General features: G+C 62.5%; 17 protein-coding genes. 6 read left to right on the top strand and 11 right to left on the bottom strand.

What is annotated here, in order from left to right:
• Window positions 1-80 precede the first annotated feature (80 nt).
• The 3 genes from oxlT to M0D67_RS10730 are packed head-to-tail and all read left to right on the top strand — an operon-like array spanning window position 81 to window position 3,873.
• Window positions 81-1,421, top strand: coding sequence for an oxalate/formate MFS antiporter (gene oxlT, locus M0D67_RS10720; RefSeq protein ID WP_266238788.1), 1,341 nt, complete (start codon window positions 81-83; stop codon window positions 1,419-1,421).
• Between the two features lie 30 nt (window positions 1,422-1,451).
• Window positions 1,452-2,432, top strand: a complete 981-nt coding sequence (locus M0D67_RS10725; RefSeq protein WP_266238789.1) for a LysR family transcriptional regulator — start codon at window positions 1,452-1,454, stop codon at window positions 2,430-2,432.
• Window positions 2,422-3,873 carry an aldehyde dehydrogenase family protein gene (locus M0D67_RS10730; RefSeq protein ID WP_154563579.1) on the top strand — a complete coding sequence of 484 codons (1,452 nt, stop codon included), beginning with the start codon at window positions 2,422-2,424 and terminating at the stop codon, window positions 3,871-3,873. Before M0D67_RS10725 ends, M0D67_RS10730 begins: the two co-directional genes overlap by 11 nt.
• 89 nt (window positions 3,874-3,962) lie before the next feature.
• On the opposite strand, the gene M0D67_RS10735 is transcribed toward M0D67_RS10730, so the two are convergent.
• The 4 genes from M0D67_RS10735 to M0D67_RS10750 form a co-directional block, all read right to left on the bottom strand.
• The gene (locus M0D67_RS10735; RefSeq protein ID WP_266238790.1) at window positions 3,963-4,940 is read right to left on the bottom strand and encodes a 2-dehydropantoate 2-reductase; all 978 of its coding nucleotides are present in this window, start codon (window positions 4,938-4,940) and stop codon (window positions 3,963-3,965) included.
• A gap of 266 nt (window positions 4,941-5,206) precedes the next feature.
• Entirely contained in the window at window positions 5,207-5,827 is a 621-nt protein-coding gene (locus tag M0D67_RS10740) for a LysE family translocator (protein ID WP_154563583.1), read from the bottom strand.
• A gap of 153 nt (window positions 5,828-5,980) precedes the next feature.
• A complete protein-coding gene (locus tag M0D67_RS10745; RefSeq protein ID WP_266238791.1) occupies window positions 5,981-6,544 on the bottom strand; it encodes a hypothetical protein in 564 nt (187 codons plus the stop codon).
• 243 nt (window positions 6,545-6,787) lie between these two features.
• Complete coding sequence (locus M0D67_RS10750; protein WP_266238792.1) at window positions 6,788-7,372, bottom strand: YigZ family protein; 585 nt, start codon at window positions 7,370-7,372, stop codon at window positions 6,788-6,790.
• Window positions 7,373-7,537: 165 nt separating this feature from the next.
• Between M0D67_RS10750 and M0D67_RS10755 the strand changes: the two genes are divergently transcribed.
• Entirely contained in the window at window positions 7,538-8,164 is a 627-nt protein-coding gene (locus tag M0D67_RS10755) for a LysE family translocator (protein WP_154563589.1), read from the top strand.
• A gap of 71 nt (window positions 8,165-8,235) precedes the next feature.
• On the opposite strand, the gene M0D67_RS10760 is transcribed toward M0D67_RS10755, so the two are convergent.
• From M0D67_RS10760 to M0D67_RS10770, 3 genes are all read right to left on the bottom strand, one after another.
• Complete coding sequence (locus tag M0D67_RS10760) at window positions 8,236-8,604, bottom strand: hypothetical protein (RefSeq protein WP_154563591.1); 369 nt, start codon at window positions 8,602-8,604, stop codon at window positions 8,236-8,238.
• A gap of 115 nt (window positions 8,605-8,719) precedes the next feature.
• Entirely contained in the window at window positions 8,720-8,878 is a 159-nt protein-coding gene (locus M0D67_RS10765; RefSeq protein WP_154563593.1) for a hypothetical protein, read from the bottom strand.
• Between the two features lie 68 nt (window positions 8,879-8,946).
• Window positions 8,947-9,627 carry a TetR/AcrR family transcriptional regulator gene (locus M0D67_RS10770; protein ID WP_154563595.1) on the bottom strand — a complete coding sequence of 227 codons (681 nt, stop codon included), beginning with the start codon at window positions 9,625-9,627 and terminating at the stop codon, window positions 8,947-8,949.
• Window positions 9,628-9,692: 65 nt separating this feature from the next.
• On the opposite strand from M0D67_RS10770, the gene M0D67_RS10775 reads away from it, so the two are divergent.
• Entirely contained in the window at window positions 9,693-10,331 is a 639-nt protein-coding gene (locus M0D67_RS10775) for a glutathione binding-like protein (RefSeq protein ID WP_266238793.1), read from the top strand.
• Window positions 10,332-10,353: 22 nt separating this feature from the next.
• On the opposite strand, the gene M0D67_RS10780 is transcribed toward M0D67_RS10775, so the two are convergent.
• On the bottom strand, window positions 10,354-10,611 hold the full coding sequence (locus M0D67_RS10780) for a DUF2866 domain-containing protein (protein WP_093632986.1): 258 nt from the start codon (window positions 10,609-10,611) through the stop codon (window positions 10,354-10,356).
• A gap of 310 nt (window positions 10,612-10,921) precedes the next feature.
• Here M0D67_RS10780 and M0D67_RS10785 point away from each other — a divergent pair, with 310 nt between their 5' ends.
• The gene (locus tag M0D67_RS10785) at window positions 10,922-12,037 is read left to right on the top strand and encodes a diguanylate cyclase (RefSeq protein WP_168435828.1); all 1,116 of its coding nucleotides are present in this window, start codon (window positions 10,922-10,924) and stop codon (window positions 12,035-12,037) included.
• Between the two features lie 47 nt (window positions 12,038-12,084).
• Here the strand turns inward: M0D67_RS10785 and M0D67_RS10790 are convergent, their stop codons facing one another.
• The 3 genes from M0D67_RS10790 to M0D67_RS10800 all read right to left on the bottom strand — a co-directional run bounded on the left by M0D67_RS10790 (window position 12,085) and on the right by M0D67_RS10800 (window position 16,557).
• Window positions 12,085-13,833, bottom strand: a complete 1,749-nt coding sequence (locus M0D67_RS10790) for a penicillin-binding protein 2 (RefSeq protein WP_266238794.1) — start codon at window positions 13,831-13,833, stop codon at window positions 12,085-12,087.
• Window positions 13,834-13,953: 120 nt separating this feature from the next.
• Window positions 13,954-14,577 (bottom strand): trimeric intracellular cation channel family protein, encoded by a 624-nt coding sequence (locus M0D67_RS10795; RefSeq protein WP_154563600.1) that lies wholly within the window; start codon window positions 14,575-14,577, stop codon window positions 13,954-13,956.
• A gap of 435 nt (window positions 14,578-15,012) precedes the next feature.
• On the bottom strand, window positions 15,013-16,557 hold the full coding sequence (locus M0D67_RS10800; RefSeq protein WP_266238795.1) for a methyl-accepting chemotaxis protein: 1,545 nt from the start codon (window positions 16,555-16,557) through the stop codon (window positions 15,013-15,015).
• Window positions 16,558-16,876 lie beyond the last annotated feature (319 nt).

A 16,876-nucleotide genomic window follows, 5' to 3' on the forward strand; every position in this document is an offset into this window, starting at 1 on the left:
CGGGTCATAAGCATAAGGTGAGACGCATACAGTGCGGCGTGACGGCCGGCCGCACTCAATAAATAGCGGAGACAAGGCTCATGGACGATATCACTCGACAGACCACGACTCGCGCATTCTGGGCGAACCGCTGGTGGCAGCTCGTCATCGGCATGATGTGCATGGCATTGGTGGCCAATCTGCAATACGCATGGACGTTGTTCGTCACGCCGATGAATTCGCGGCATCACTGGGGCGAAGCATCCATTCAGCTCGCGTTCGCTATTTTCATCCTCACAGAAACGTGGCTCGTGCCGGTGGAGGGCTGGCTGGTCGACAAGTTCGGACCGCGCCCCGTGGTCGCAGGCGGCGCGGTATGCGCCGGCCTCGCGTGGGTCATCAATTCGTATGCGACGACCTTGCCGATGCTGTATGTGTCAGCAGTCATTGCCGGGATCGGCGCAGGCGGCGTGTACGGTACCTGTGTCGGCAACGCGTTGAAGTGGTTTCCGGACCGCCGGGGTCTTGCGGCCGGTTTGACTGCTGCAGGTTTTGGCGCGGGCGCGGCCGTCACGGTCATTCCGATCGCCAACATGATCACGCGCTCGGGCTACGAGCACACCTTCTTTTTCTTCGGCATTCTGCAGGGCGTCAGCATACTTTTGCTCGCGCTGCTGTTGAAGAAACCAAACTTGCGCCTGCAAGCCGCGCCGAAGAAGAAGTTCGCGGTCACCAAGGTCGATTACACGCCGGGGCAGATGATCAAGACACCGGTGTTCTGGGTGATCTACGTGTCGTTTGTCGCGGTGGCGGCGGGCGGCCTGATGGCGACCGCGCAAATCGGTCCGATTGCCAAAGACTGGGGGCTCGCACGCATTCCGATGACAATCTTCGGCATGACCCTGCCGCTGCTCACGGCCACGCTTTCCATCGACAATATCTGCAACGGCTTCACCCGTCCGCTGTGTGGTTTCATCTCCGACAAACTCGGCCGTGAGAATACGATGTTCGTGATCTTCATCGGCGAGGGCCTCGCATTGCTCGGCCTCATGCAGTACGGCACCAACCCGTATGCGTTCATGACGTTCGCCGCGTTGATCTTCCTGTTCTGGGGCGAAATTTTCTCGATCTTCCCGGCGATTTGCGCCGATACCTTCGGCAGCAAATATGCGGCGGCCAATGCGGGCACGCTGTACACCGCGAAGGGTACGGCCTCGCTGCTGGTGCCGATTGCTTCGGTGCTGTCGGCCACAGGCGGCTGGAGTCTCGTCTTTATCGTTTCCGCCGTCGTCACGATTGTCGCGGGCATCTCGGCGAAGTTCATTCTTGCGCCAATGCGTTCGCGCTGGATCGAAGCGCACAACGAGCCCCAGGGTGTGCTGGCCGTCGCCGGCAGCAAGGCCTCGCGGCTTAGCCACTGGCCTGAGCAATCGGGGGAATAGGGTGACCCATCCACACCCGGCAGTAACGTTATGAATGTTTCGCTGCAGCAACTCAAGGTGTTTGTCGCCGTCGCGCGGGAACGGAGCTTTACGCGCGCGGCGCGCGAGTTCGATCTGACGCAGTCGGCGGTGAGCCGTTGCGTGCGCGAACTTGAAGACGCCGTTGAATTGAAGCTGTTCGACCGCACCACGCGGCAGGTAGAACTGACTCATGCGGGCGCGAGTCTCGAGCGCAGAATCGGTCGCCTGCTCGACGAAATCGAATTGACGCTGCGCGAGGAGCGTGCCGCTTACGACGGACACACTGGCGTGGTCGTGCTGGCGAGCAATCCCGTGTTGTCGTCGAGTTGGGTGGCGCAGGGGCTGGCGCGTTGCGCGTCAGCATTTCCCGAGCTGAACGTGTCCGTCAAGGATCAATCGCAAAGCAGCGTGCTCGCGAGCGTCGAGCAGGGGGAAGTGGACTTCGGCGTGGTCTCCGTGGCGGAACCCCTGGCCGGCGATCAGTTGCACGCGCAAGTGGTGTTCACGACGCCGCTGCATGTGGTGATGCCATCCGCGCATCCGCTCGCGCGGCAAGCCAGCGTCGCATGGCATGCATTACACGAGTGGGTGCTCGTCACGTTGAATGCCGACGCGGGTGTGCGCGCCGCGCTCGATCTTGCCTTCAATTCGCACGGCCTGAAGCGACGGCCCGTGCAGGAACTCGGCCATGTTGCGGCAGTGTCGCGCATGGTCGAATTGGGCCTTGGCGTCGGCGTTTTACCCGTCGATGGACATTGGCCCGCGCCCGGCGCGTCACTGGTGAGCAGGCCGCTCGCTCCCGAGATAAATCTGACGACGCTGCTCGTGCATCGCCGCAATCGCTCCCTCAGACCCAACGCTGCAGCGGCCTGGGCGCAGTTTGCCGCGCTCGCCGGTGTGGCTTCGCCTGCCTCCGGCGCGGCGCCGGCCGATCCGCTGCCGGTCAGCCCACGCAACATCCCAAGCAAGGAGCTTCATGATGGAAACTGAAACCGACCTCAGGCGCCATGATTTGCTGATCGACGGCAAGCGTTTGCCGCCTGGCACCGGCGAATATTCCGTCGACATCAACCCGGCGACCGAAGAGCCGATTGCGCTGGTTGCACAAGGCAGTGCAGCCGATGTCGATACCGCAGTGCACGCGGCGCGCGCCGCGTTGAAAGTGTGGAACGCGATACGGGCAGCCGAGCGTGGCCGCATACTGATGCGTCTCGCCGGCCTGATGCGTGCGAATCTGGACGAACTCGCGGCGCTCGAAAGCCTGGACGCCGGCAAGCCGATCTCGGCGGTGATGCGCCAGGATATTCCCGCGGCGATCGATACGCTCGAATACTACGCAGGCTGGTGCGACAAGATCAATGGCCAGGTGGTGCCGGTGCGTCCCGATGCCTTGACGTACACGCTGCGCGAGCCGGTCGGCGTGGTCGCCGCGATCGTACCGTGGAATTTCCCGCTGATGATCGGCATGTGGAAAATCGCGCCCGCCCTGGCGTGCGGTTGCACGCTGATCGTCAAGCCCGCGGAGATTACGCCGCTGACCGCATTGCGCCTCGGTGAACTCGCGCTCGAGGCGGGTGTGCCGCCGGGAGTACTGAACATCGTCACCGGCAAGGGGCGGGTGGTAGGCGATGCGCTGGTGGCGCATCCCGGCATCGACAAGGTGACCTTCACGGGCTCGCCTTCCGTGGGGCGCGGCATTCTGCAGGGCGCGGCCGGCAACTTCAAACGGGTCACGCTCGAACTCGGCGGCAAGTCGGCGAACCTGATCTTCCCGGATGCGAATCTCGACAATGCGGTGCGAGCCGCGGCGTCGGGGATTTTCTTCAACACCGGCCAGGTATGTTCGGCAGGCTCGCGCATTCTGGCTCACCGTGACGTCTACGACGAAGTGGTCGAGCGTCTCGCGGCACGTGCGAAGGCGATCAAGGTCGGCGATCCGGCGGCGCGTGAAACGTCGATGGGGCCGCTTATCTCCGCGGCGCAGATGAAAACCGTGCTCGGCTATGTCGAGACAGGGCGCTCCGAGGGGGCATCGCTCGTGACCGGCGGCGTGCGGGTGGGCGAGCGCGGCTTCTTTGTCGAGCCGACGGTGTTTGCCAACGTCGAACATGAAATGCGCATTTCGCAGGAGGAGATCTTCGGGCCGGTGGCCAGCGTGATTCGCTTCAATGACGAAGCCGATGCGATCCGTATCGCCAACGGCACGTTGTATAGCCTCGCAGCCGGCGTATGGAGCGCGGATATCGGTCGCGTGCATCGGGTCGCGCGTGACCTGAAGGCGGGTACCGTGTGGATCAACACCTACGGCTATACAGATGTGCGCTTGCCTTGGGGCGGCTCCGGCGATTCGGGCTTTGGCCGTGAGCACGGCGACGTGGCGATTGAAAACTTCACCGAGCCCAAGGCAGTGTGGCTCGCGATCGATCAATAGCGATGTAAAAAAGGATCGAACGCGTGGCGTTCGATCCTTTTCTGAAGCTTGTGAGAGAGGTTAGCTGCAGCGTCTGTTGACACTCAATCTCAGTCGCCCTGCAATGCCATCCGTTCGCGCAGCTTGATGAGGGCAAGCACGACGTCGATAGTCGGCGTGGGCTCGGCAACGAGACGGCCCATTTCCTGCACCACCGTCAAGAGCGGATCGATCTCCATCGGACGGCGATTCTCCAGATCGACCAGCGTCGAGGTCTTATGCGCGCCGACCGCACCCGCACCGTCGATGCGCTTTTCCACATCCACGCGAAAATGCACGCCGAACTGATCCGCAATGCGCTTGGCTTCCAGCATCATCGTGCGTGATACCGCACGCGTGCCGGGGTCGCTGGTGAGGATATCGAGCGTGGCGTGGGTCAATGCGCTGATCGGATTGAAGCAAAGGTTGCCCCACAGCTTGAGCCAGATTTCGTCGCGGATATTGTCGCGAATCGGCGCGTCGAATCCTGCTGCCTGCATGATCTCGTGCAACTGCTGAATGCGCGGCGTGCGTTCGCCGCTCGGCTCGCCGATCGGGAATTTCTTGCCGTACACATGCTTGATGACGCCCGGCTCGACGATCTCCGCAGCGGGATATAGCACGCAGCCAATCGCGCGTTCTGGTCCGAGTTTGGTCCATTGGCTGCCGTCCGGGTCGATGCTGGCGAGGCGCGTGCCGGCGAATTTTCCGCCGTGCTGATAGAAGTACCAGTAGGGAATGCCGTTGACGCCGGTAACGATGGCCGTGTGCTTGCCGAGGAGCGGCTGCATCGCGTCGACTACGCCGGGCAGCGAGTGCGCCTTCAGCGTGATGATCACGAAGTCTTGCACGCCGAGTTCGCGCGGGTCGGACGTGGAGCGTACCGGCGCGCTGAACGTCTCGCCGTCCATAATCAGACGCGCGCCGTGTTCGCGCATGGCGGCAAGATGCGCACCGCGTGCGACGAAACTCACATCCGCGCCGGCACGCGCCAGTTGCACGCCCATCAAACCGCCAATCGCTCCTGCTCCGAAGATACAGATCTTCATGATGCCGCCCCTATGACTATGAGAAGTCGCTTGTCCGATGCCGCGCATGGTTCTGCCGCGGCGGCGGGTCATTCTTCGAGCATAGGGGCGCAGGACGATTACTGACAGTTAAAGTTTCTGCGACCGTGCATTAGCTATTGTTTATGGTTGCAGGAACAGGCCGACTGCCATTCGGGTTTCAACGGTGCTAGAAGGCGTCGTACAGCCGAGGCGTTGCTGGACAGATAATTCGGAAAGCTGAATATCAAGCTTTGAGTTCAGGCGCTTTATGTCCGCCGAACCAGCAGAAAGCTCACGCCGATAGCCGCCAGAAACGTCCCGCAGCAGCGATTGAACCACCGGCGAACCTTGGCGCGAACGAGCCACTTGCCAAGGTGCATGCCGGCCCACGAATACAGCGCGATCGCCACCCATTCGAGTACCAGAAAGCTCGCGCCGAGTACCGCGAACTGCGGCAGCATCGGTTTGGCGATATCGACGAACTGCGGCAAAAAGGCGGTGAAAACCAGAATTGCCTTCGGATTGCCTGCCGCCACGAGACACTCCTGCCGCGCAATCCGCCAGAGCGACGCGTCGTCCTGCTGGATCGTATCGATAGCGGGCGCGTCGCTGCGCCACAACTGGATGGCAAGCCAGATCAGATACGCGGCGCCGGCCAGTTTGATCGCGAGAAAGAACCACTCGGATGCGTGCAGCACGACGGCGAGGCCAGTCGCAGCCAACACCAGCATCAACGCGAACGCGACCAGCCGGCCGGTGCCGCCGACGAAAGCCGTCATGAAGCCGTGACGCGCAGCAACGTTGATCGATAGAAGATTGTTCGGGCCGGGCGCGAGGTTGATCGCGAAGCAGGCGGGCAGGAAGAATAGCCAGGTAGTGATAGACATGACGGCTCGCACGGAGAAGGGGGCAGGGTTGCCGAATCGGGCACGCGAAACGGCAGGCGCCAGCGGTGCTTCGATTCTGCGCGATTTTCGCGTTTCCCTCGATATTTCCCGATTGTAGCGAATCGGCGGATGGCGCCGATTCAGTCCGTCCGCTCAATTCACCGAATTAACGAAGCCTGGGTCGCTGATCAACGCTTCGACACTCAGCTTGACCGTGTCTTCGATAGCGATGGTATTGCTCGTGAATTTAGGCGATTTCTGCCGGACCGTCTTGGTGGTTGAGAACACAACCTTCTGGGTCGCGGCATCGGTCACGATGTAGCGCATTTTCAGCGTCCAGAACGCCGGCGACCGCGCGTCGTCCACCGTGAACTTCTCGATGCTGCCGCTCAGCACCTTCTTGTCTTCGGTGAGATGAAAGCCCGCGACCTGCAAGCTGCTGGCAATGCTGTTGCGCACGGCCTCGTTGATATCGCTTTTTAGCACGATGCCGGTCATCGCCGTGTTTTCGATCCGGTTCGGCGAAACCTGGCCGTTGCGAGCCGGCATGTAGGCGAAATCGCTGGCGGGCGCGACGCTGAGCCAGCCGGTTGGATGGGCGGCTGCGCGCGGTGCGCAATTCAGGCCGAACCACGACCAGGAGCAGGCGGACAGCATCAACGGCAGTGCGACGACGCCGCAACCCTTGAGCACAGCGGATCTCAGGGCCGGACGCATGGGACCGAGCGACGGCCGCAGAGACTGACTCTGTTGCGGCGACTCGGGCGCTGTGCTGGAAAAAGCGGCGGTCGAGGTCAGAGGAATTGCCTTTTAAGTGGAGTCATTCCGGTACAGAGCAGCATGGTAACAGCGAGCCGATCCCGTGCATCTTCTTAGTTGGGTCCTTGGTTGGGTCATTACCTGGATCAGGGTCGGGAATTCTCGAGCGATTGAAGCAGCCCCGCTCGGAGGGCAACGTGATCAAAAAAACCCGGCTTTCCCCTGGGTCATATCCACCAGAGCTAGCCGGGCCTCATCTACCGCATTGACGGGCAGGCGGACAGTCATCTTCACCAGCATCCCGTAGGCACTGTCCACAAGTCCGTAACCTTCAGCCTCGATCCATCTGCGCACCTTCGCTTCATCGGCATAGCCCACTTCGACGATCAGCGTTACCTGGGCAATCCTCTCCACCCGCGGCGCGTCCAATAGAACCGAGGCAATCGCGTCGGTATACGCTCGCACCAACCCGCCGGCGCCCAGCTTCACGCCGCCGTAATACCGCACGACGGCCGCCAGCACGCCGTCCAGATCATGATGCCGCAGCACTTCGAGAATCGGCCGGCCCGCGGTGCCGGACGGCTCGCCGTCGTCGGACATGCCTGACTGGCCACCTGCCAGCAGCGCCCAGCAGACATGCGTCGCGCCGGGATGCTCCTCGCGCAGACGCCGCAACTCGGCCATCGCGGCGTCGCGGTCGGCGACCGGTATCGCGTGCGCGATGAAACGGCTCTTGCGAATCTCGAGTTCCGCGGAGAGCGGCGCGGGCAAGGTGTAGGTGGGCAAGGCAAAGACTTCAGTGGATGAAAAAATGCGCGCCGCATGTGGAGCGTATGCGGCCCTGTGCCCGCAATGGTAACGGATCGTCGGCGGGGAATCGCCGAACGATCTACAATCGTCCGCTGAACGCGCGCCTGTCCGCTGAACCGGGCGCGCCACCCAGGAGACGACATGCTTGATCTTTCTACGCTAGGAACCTTCGTTGCCGTTGTCCTCGGGCTCTTTCTGATTCCCGGTCCGGCCGTGCTGCTGGTTTTGACCCGCACGGTGCATGGTGGGCGCAAGGCCGGCATACTCACCGGCCTCGGCATCGCCGTTGGCGATTTCATCCACACGTTAGCTGCATCGATTGGCCTGTCGGCCTTGCTGATGACGTCGGCACTCGCCTTCAATGCCGTGAAATTCGTCGGCGCCGCCTATCTCGTCTATCTTGGCATTCGCGCCTTGCGCGAAAAGCAGGCGAGCGCGCATGTGCCGGCAGTTGCGCCGGTATCCGCTTCCAAGGCCTTCTTTCAGGCGATCCCTGCCGAAGTGTTGAATCCCAAGACCGCGCTGTTTTTCCTCGCGTTCCTGCCGCAGTTCGTTCGCCCTGAGCATGGTTCTTCGTTCCTGCAGTTCACGACGCTCGGACTGATCTTCGTCGGCATGAGCGCGCTTTATACAACGCTGATCGTGCTGACGATTCGTCCGTTGGGCAAACTCGTCAAGCGCCTGACATGGCTTGGCCGCTGGCAAAACAAGATCATCGGCGTGCTGTTCATTTCGCTCGGCCTGCGCGTCGCCACGCAAACGCGCTGACCCAGCGGCATTGAGCCGGCTGCGCACCGTCTTCTCGTTCGAGTGCGCGGAAACACGCTGCGACACTCGAACTAGATATTCCGACGCTGCCGCCTCAGGCGACCTTCGCGCGCGTATTCCATCTGGCCCTCGGTGCGCACGGCGAGCTTTTCCTGTTCGGCGCGGCTCATCTGCCGCGTATCGTCGATATCACCCACACGCAGCACTTCCTGCGCGATCCGTATGCGTAACGTCATTAATGGTTCGCCGCGTTCGACCAGCGTGCGGTCGGCGGCGCGCGCCTGCTGGACGCCGCTGTCGATCAGGTTGCGCAACTCCAGCAGCGTGAGCCGCTGCCGTTGAATCTCGAGGATGAGGCGCTGGATGGCCTGCTCGTCGCGCGTGCGCCACCAGGCGCGCAGTTCGGCGAGCGTGGGAGGGTCGAAGGGAGGGAGGCGCATTGTTCAGACGAAAAGTACTGTATATATGTACAGTATATCCCGTCTTTTTACGGAACCGCGTAGCGCGCGTTGACCTGCTCGCACCCCCTACAGCAGGGGGCGTTACAACGCTCGCTCAGGTGAGCGCGAGCATGATGGAGCTGGAGATCACGATGATGAAAAGACAGGCAGCGGTCAGTACGTCGTACGGATAGTTCATGTCGAAACCATGACGTGTCGGGCGAATCAACGCATCATAGGCATAAACGTTCGCCGTGACTGTCAAGCATTGCAAAGGCCCGGCTACCCTCGGCCGCCCGTGATCTGAACGGAAACCGAACGACGCGAGCGAACCCCTTCCGCCTAGCGTCCACGTCCCTTCGCTGTGGTTTTGCCCGTTGCCGGCACAGGTAACGCGCCCGCATTGCCACATATCAACGCCACCCCTGCAACCGCCGTCGCTCGCAGCGACGCGCGCGAATCGCCTGCGCGGGCGCGTAACGCGAGGCTGTGCAAAATCGCCGATGCGATCTTTGCGAGAAGGGGCGGTTGCGCATCGGCGGCCAGTTCGCCTGCGGCCTGCGCCAGCTTTAAGCGTTTCTCGAAGGCCTTGTCGTAGGTGCGCAATCCCTCGGCTAGCGCTGCGCGGACTTCGGCGTCATCCACCGCTTCGACCGCGGCGGTACCGATCATGAAGCAGCCGAGCGGATCGCCGTCGGCGGGCAGGTACCACGCGAGCGCGCCGTCATAAACGCGCAGCAGGGCCTGCGGCAATGGCAGGTCTTCGCCGAGTGCATGAACCATCGCGAGCCGGCCGGCCTCGATATAACGTTCGAGCGTGGTCAGATACAACGCATGTTTGTCGCCGAATGCACCGTACAGACTCGGGCGGTTCATACCGGTCGCGGTGCTCAGTTGATCCAGCGAGGTGCCCGCATAGCCGCTGCGCCAGAACACGTCTCTTGCATCGGCGAGCGCCTGGTCGGAATCATAGGCACGCGGACGGCCGCGCGGGCGGACCTCTTTTTTTGTACTGGTCTGCATAAAAATATGGCGGAAGTGATTTATATGCAATATAGTACAAAAACACCAACGACAGGGGATTCCCCATGGATCTGTACTTCTCGCCGCTCGCTTGTTCACTGGCCACCCGAATCGCGTTGTACGAGGCGGGGGCGCAGGCTGGGTTCATTCAGGTCGACACGAAGTCGAAACAGTTGTCGGACGGCTCGGACTTCTATCCGATCAGTCCGCTCGGGCAGGTGCCGGTGCTGCGTACGGACGAAGGCTGGCTGTTGACCGAAAACACGGCGATCCTGCCGTATGTGGCCGATCATTTTCCGGCCGCACGGCTCGCGCCTGCCGCGGGCACGGCACAGCGCGCGCGCTTGCAGCAATGGCTGGGTTTTATCAGTACGGAGTTGCACAAGGCGGTGTTCGTGCCGCTGCTCGATGCGCGCGCGCCCGAAGACGTGAAGCGCTATGCGCGCGACAAGGCCGCGTTGCGGCTAGGCGTTCTGCAGGATCATCTGGCGCAAAGCGAGTATCTGCTCGACGCGTTCAGCGTGGGCGACGCGTATCTGGTCACCGTGCTGAACTGGGCGTCGCATGGCGGCATCGATCTGTCGCAATGGCCGGCGGTGGCGGCTTACTACAAGCGGTTGATGCAGCGGCCGAGTGTCGCAAAGGCCGCAGTGGAGGAATTCGCCCTGTTTGAGGAAGAAATGGCGAAGAGCGCGAAAAACTGAGGGCAGGTTGCCGGCAACGGGATTAATCGTCGCCGTGCTGGCAGAAGCGGCGCCCCGGAATGTGCGACACAACCGCCTGTGCGATTTCGAGTGGCGTGCTTTCCGCCGGCACCACGCGGCGGCTCGATTCGGGGGTGTGCTTCATGGTCCATTCGACGAGTCTGTACGAGCGTCCCCAAGGGGGCTGCAAGGGATCCGAGACCTTGCACGAGTGGATCTGGCGCACCCATTCGTTGCCGGGCATCGCGCGCAAATGCTCGAATACCGTGTCTTCCACCATCGTTTGACTCCTTCTTCGCAGGCATGCTGTCCATCTATCGGCGCGTCGGCGACATCCCTTGAGAAAAAAAGCGCCGCCGATGTTCTGGCGGCTCAACAGGGGATGTTGGATGCCATAGTTACAGGTAAGAATTAAGCCAAACTTAAGATCACGCTCAAAATTCCCGCGCTTGATTCCTCTGCCTGATCGCCCCGTTAAAGCGCTGATTTGCGTACGTGGCGATCCAACCCTCAAGACCTCGCGGAATTGGCCGTTATTACAGCGGTTGGGGCCGCCGACCCCGCTTCGCCTCCGGGCCCGCATCAATAACGTGACGAATCTCGCTCAAACGCCGCTTTCAGACCGCCTGCGCTCGCTCGTCGATACTGTGCAGCACAACGAGCGCACGCTACGCCGCTTCCAGAACGTCGAGTTGAGGTTGATCGGCGCGCAGGATTTCGCGTCGTTTCTCGACACGCTGTTCAGCCATCTGCCGAAGGAGTTCTCGTTGGCGAGCGTGACATTGTGGCTCGACGACCGCGCGCCGATGCTGCTCGAACTGCTCGATCCGGGCGCTCTGGATGCGCTCGACCAGACCAATCTGAGAACGTCACGCGAAGGAGGGCTTGCGGCCCAAGGTTTGTGCGACGAGGGACGACCATGGCTGGGCAAGCTTGGCCAACTGGATGAAACGGTGCGCCGCGCATTCTTCGGCGACGCCGACACGCCGGCGAGCGCGATCTTGCTGCCGCTTGCCGCGGGCGACACTGTCAGCGGCTATCTATGCCTGTGCAGCGACGACCCGGCGCGTTTCGCTGAAGGCATGGCTACGGATATTCTGGAGCGCTTTGCGAGCATCGTCACGGCGAGTCTCGACAATGTCGCGCATCGTGAGCGGCTCAAGCAACTCGGTATGACCGATTCGCTGACCGGCCTCGCCAATCGCCGCTACTTCGATGAACGGCTGCGCGAGGAAATCATGCGCGCGGTCCGGTATGGCGTGCCGGTCGCGTGTCTTTTCATCGATATCGACAGCTTCAAGCGGATCAACGACACCTACGGCCATCAGACCGGCGACCGCGCGCTGGCGGCAGTGGCGGCGTGCGTGCGGCAGCAGGTGCGCTTGGGCGACACCGTGGCGCGCTACGGCGGCGAAGAGTTCACCGCGCTGCTGCAAGGCGATCGGGCCGATGCGCTGACGGTCGCCGAGCGCGTGCGGCTGGCTGTCGAAAGGCTGGATTTGCAGGACGACCATGGCGAACGCATCGCGTTGACCGTGTCGATCGGCGTGGCGGCGCGCACGATTACGGGTGCGCCTGCCGACGCGCCCGCGCTCGGCCACGCGATGATGGAAGAAGCCGATCGGGCGATGTACCAGGCCAAACGCAATGGCCGTAACCGCATCGAGGCCTTGGCGAAAGCGGGCAGCGATAACGCGCCACGCTAACCGTCGCTGCTGGAACGGCGCGGCGCGATTCACGGCGTAGCGGATCCTCACGCGTCCGGCGGCACCCCCAGCAATTGCAGCGCTCCACCCGTTACCGCGCCGAACACCGGCCCGGCCACCGTCCCACCATAGAACGCCTTGCCGGCCGGGTCGTCGATCATCACGGCGACGATCAGCCGCGGGTCGCTCATCGGCGCCATGCCGACAAACAGCGCGCGGTAACGGTTTTTCGCGTAAGTCGCGCCGACCTGTTTGCGCGCCGTGCCGGTTTTGCCGCCGATCCGGTAGCCTTCCACCGCCGCTGCGCGCCCTGTGCCGCCAGCGCCGGTGGCCATTTCAAGCATCGAACGGATTGCGCGCGCGGTGGCGGGCGTTGTGACTGCATGGCCCTTATCCATGGCCTGCGCCGCGCTACTCGCGCTCGCGGTCCCGTCCGCGTTTTTGTCTGTCCGCAACAGACTCACGGGATGCATGGTGCCGTCGCCGGCGTAGGCGGTATAGACCTGCGCGATCTGCAGTAGCGAAGTGGACAGGCCGTAGCCATACGCCATGGTCGCCTGTTCGATCGGACGCCAGCGCTTGTACGGACGTACCTTGCCCGACGCGACGCCCGGAAAGGTCAACTCGGGCCTCAACCCAAGCCCATATTCCTGATACTTGTTCCAGATCTTTTCGGCGGGCAGATTCAGGGCGAGCTTGGCGAGCGCGATATTGCTCGACTTCTGCACGGCTTCGGCGACGGTCATCGCGCCGTGATTCGACGTGTCGTGAATCACTGCCGGGCCGATCTTGTACCACCCCGGTGCGGTATCGATGATGCTTTGCGGCCGCACCTTGCCCTCGTCGATCGACAGCGCGACGACGACCGGCTTGATCGTCGAGCCCGGCTCGAAGGTGTCGACGACCGCGCGATTGCGCAGTTGCCGCCCGGTGAGCCGCGCGCGGTCGTTCGGATCGAAGCTCGGATAGTTGGCGAGCGCGAGAATCTCGCCGTTGCGCGCATCGAGCACGACCACGCTGCCGGCCTCGGCGTGATGTTTGGCGATGGCGTCCTTGAGTTGCGCGTAGGCGAGTTGCTGGATGCGCCGGTCGATCGTCAGGTGGATGGTGTCGCCGTTCTGCGCGGGCACGAGCGGCCGGGTCTCGGACACCACCCGGCCCAGGCGGTCGCGAATCACTTCGCGTTGGCCCGGCACGCCGAGCAGTTGTTCGTTGGCGGCGAGCTCGACGCCTTCCTGGCCGTTGTCCTCGATATCCGTGAAGCCGACCACGTGCGCCGCCGATTCGCCTTCGGGATAAAAGCGCTTTGAATCCGCGATCTGCGTGATGCCGGCGAGACCCAGTTTGTTGAGATGATCGGCGGTGTCGGCATCCACCTGGCGCTTGAGCAGCACGAAGGTTTTGTCGCCGTTCAGACGCCGGCGCAGTTCCGCCAGCGGCAGGTCGAGCAGCTTCGAAAGCGGCGCGAACGAGGCTTCGTCGAGCAGCTTGGGCGAGGCCCAGATCTCGTAGGTCGCGAGGCTGACGGCGAGCATCGAGCCGTTACGGTCGACGATTCGCCCACGCGTTGCGTCGAGTTCGAGCGTGCGCTGATAGCGCTTTTGCCCCTGATCGACGTAGAAGTCCTGATTGACCACCTGCACCCAGAACGCGCGCGCCGCCAGCGACGCGAACGCGCCGAACACCAGCAGGACGACAAGTTTCGAACGCCACATGGGCAGGCGCGCGGCCAGCAACTGGTTCTTCGCGACGGGCGCGTACGGATCGTGCGACTGCGATTTCTTCTTTTGGATCATGGGTGCGGATAACGAACAGCAGTGCGAGGGCGAGAAACCGGCGACGCCGGTGGCCCGTTGCGCGTGACTGTCGAGCGTGCTCCTCGAGCGAAAGCCACACGCGCGTGGCGTGCAGCGGGATTAGCCTGCGCCGCCGGAATCGGCGGCGGTGAATACCTTGAATTGCCAACGAAACCGCACGGCCAGCATGCGCACTGCGAAACCGACTGCCAGCACCACGATGGAAGCCTGCGCCGGCGCCACGTCGCAGGCTTGTAGTGCGACGTACAGCGCGCCTGCGCCGAGTGCGATGCTGGCGTACAACTCCTCACGCAACACGAGCGGCATCTGGTTGCACAGCAGGTCGCGCAGCATGCCGCCGCACACGCCGGTAATCGCGCCGGCCAGCACGACGATCGCCGGGCTCACGTCCAGCGTCGCGGCGACGTCGCAACCGATAACCGTGAACGCGATCAGGCCGATCGCGTCGACCGTGACGAACAGCCGTTGCCAGTTGCGCAGCCATTTGGCGCTGGCCGCGGCAACCGACGCTGCCCCGATTGTAATAAGAACGTAATCTGGATGCGAGATCCATGCAAGGGGATAGTGACCGAGCAGCACGTCGCGCACTGTGCCGCCGCCGAGCGCGGTGACGGTGCCGACGAGGCACAGGCCGAAGCGGTCCATACCGCGGCGCATGCCCATCAATGCGCCGGACATGGCTTCGGCGACGATCGCAACGAGGTAGAGGAGGTGGAGCAACATGACGGCGAGCCTTGGTGGGATGGCGCCGCGAGAGGGGAGGCCCACATGGGAGCTTGCCGCGAGGCGCGCGTTGAAAAAGCGGCCATTATCGGAAGCGGCGGATCATGATGAAAATGCCTTAAGCCGAATTCGGCGATGCCAAATTCGGCTTAACCTGGTTGCGGGATCGGGCGGGGTAAGCGTTCGTTGAACGGGGCGCCGTCGCAGACACGGGCATAGCCGTAGCCGCAAGACGTAGCCGGCGCATGCACAGGCGCAAACGCAGGCGGCCACAAAAAAGCCGCGTGGACTTGAAAATCCGCGCGGCTGGCTCGTTCGATTAATGCGTCGACTCCGACGCGGCGTGTTAAAGAGGCGCTCTCTGCCTGTTGAGCGCCTTCTTTTTGTGCGCCTCTTTTCTGCTCGTGTCCCGCTGCCTGAAAAGAGCCGGCGGCCTCAGGCCGGCAAAGCGAAGCTCGAGATTGCCTCGCGCAACACACCCACCTGATCCTTCAGCGAATGGGCTGCGGCGGCGGCTTCTTCGACCAGCGCGGCATTTTGCTGCGTAACCTGATCCATTTCGCCGACTGCGCGATTGACCTGTTCGATGCCCGCGCTCTGTTCGCGCGACGCGTTGCTGATTTCCTCGAGGATTTCGTTCACGCGGCGCACCGACTGCACGATCTCGCCCATGGTCGAACCGGCGTTAGCGACCAGCGACGCACCCGCTTCGACGGTATGGGTGGACGTTTCGATCAACGCCTTGATTTCCTTCGCGGCCGTGGCCGAGCGCTGCGCGAGGCTGCGCACTTCCGCGGCGACCACAGCGAAACCGCGACCCTGTTCGCCCGCGCGAGCCGCTTCAACCGCGGCGTTAAGCGCGAGGATGTTGGTCTGGAACGCGATGCCGTCGATCACGCCGATGATGTCGCCGATCTGCCGCGAGCTGCTGGTGATTTCGCCCATCGTGCGGACCACGTCGTCGACGACGCGGCTGCCGCGCGTGGCCACATCCGCCGCCTGACCGGCGAGTTGTGCCGCTTGCAGGGCGCTGTCCGCGTTCTGCTTCACGTTGACCGTCATCTGATCCATGCTCGACGCCGTTTCGACGAGCGCCGCAGCCTGTTCCTCGGTGCGTTGCGACAGATCCGTGTTGCCGGCGGCGATTTCGGTTGCGCCGATATTGATGTTGTCGGTACCGAGACGCACGCGCGAAACTGTATCGACGAGACCGGCCTGCATGGTGTGGAGCGCGTGCAACAGACTGCCGCCGGTGTCGTTCGCTTGCAGCGGCACGCGCGTGGCGAGGTTGCCGCTCGCCATCAGTTGAGCCGCTTCGACCGCGACTTCGAGGTCGCCGCCGAGCGTGCGGCGGATGCTTCGCAACACCAGCAGCATGACGGTTGTGGCGATCGCGCCGAGCGTCAGGGTGATGACGAGCCAGCGCAGCAGGTTGGCGTAGAACGCGCGCTGCACGTCGTCCATGTACATGCCGGTGACCAGATACCAGTCCCACGGCTCGAAGTGGCGCGAGAAGCTGGTTTTCGCCACGGGTTTGTCGCTGCCGGGTTTGGCCCAGAGATAGTCGACATAGCCACCGCCGTCGTGATTGCCTGCGGTGACGATATCCGTGAACAGATGATTACCGGCCGGATCGGTGAATTGCGCCATGTTCTTGCCGACCAGTTCCGGCTTGATCGGGTGCATCAGCATGACCGATTGCGAGTTGTTGACGGAGATATAGCCGTCCTTGCCGTAGCGCATGGCGGCGATCGTTTCGAGCGCCTGCTTTTTGGCTTCGTCTTCGGTGATCGTGTGCTGCTGGGCGAGGGTGTAGTAGCGATTGACGATGTGATTGGCCTGGTCGATCAGCGCGACGAGTTGATCGCGGCGATCCGAGATCATCGAGGCGCGGTTTTGCCATGCGCCGAAGCCGCCGATCAGGATCAGGCCGGTCCAGAGGACCGCGATCATTGAGGCTAGTTTTTTGTTCAGAGTCATAGCAATGGGCTTTTTGCTTTCGCTTTTGCTTTCGCTTTCGCGAGGTGGTCGGTCAGGGTAGGCACTTCGCTTTTCGCTCTTTGCTTTTTCGCTTGCAGCGAGTGGCTTGTTGCTGACTGTGTTTACGGCTTGTTTTGCTTTGCTCCGCAGGGGAGGGGAAACCCGTTGTTTTTTGTCTGACTAATTGGGGGTGGTGTTTGGTTGCCTACGGCGTTGGCCTTTTGATTGGTTTTTTGCCTGCGCGGCGCTTGCTGTCTGTGTTCTTGGGGCGTTGGCCTTTCCTTGAATTGTTAGTGGTCTATTAGCGTTGCCCCTGTGC

It is taken from the genome of Paraburkholderia sp. SECH4 (genome assembly GCF_030511745.1).
Classification (GTDB): Bacteria; Pseudomonadota; Gammaproteobacteria; order Burkholderiales; family Burkholderiaceae; genus Paraburkholderia; species Paraburkholderia madseniana.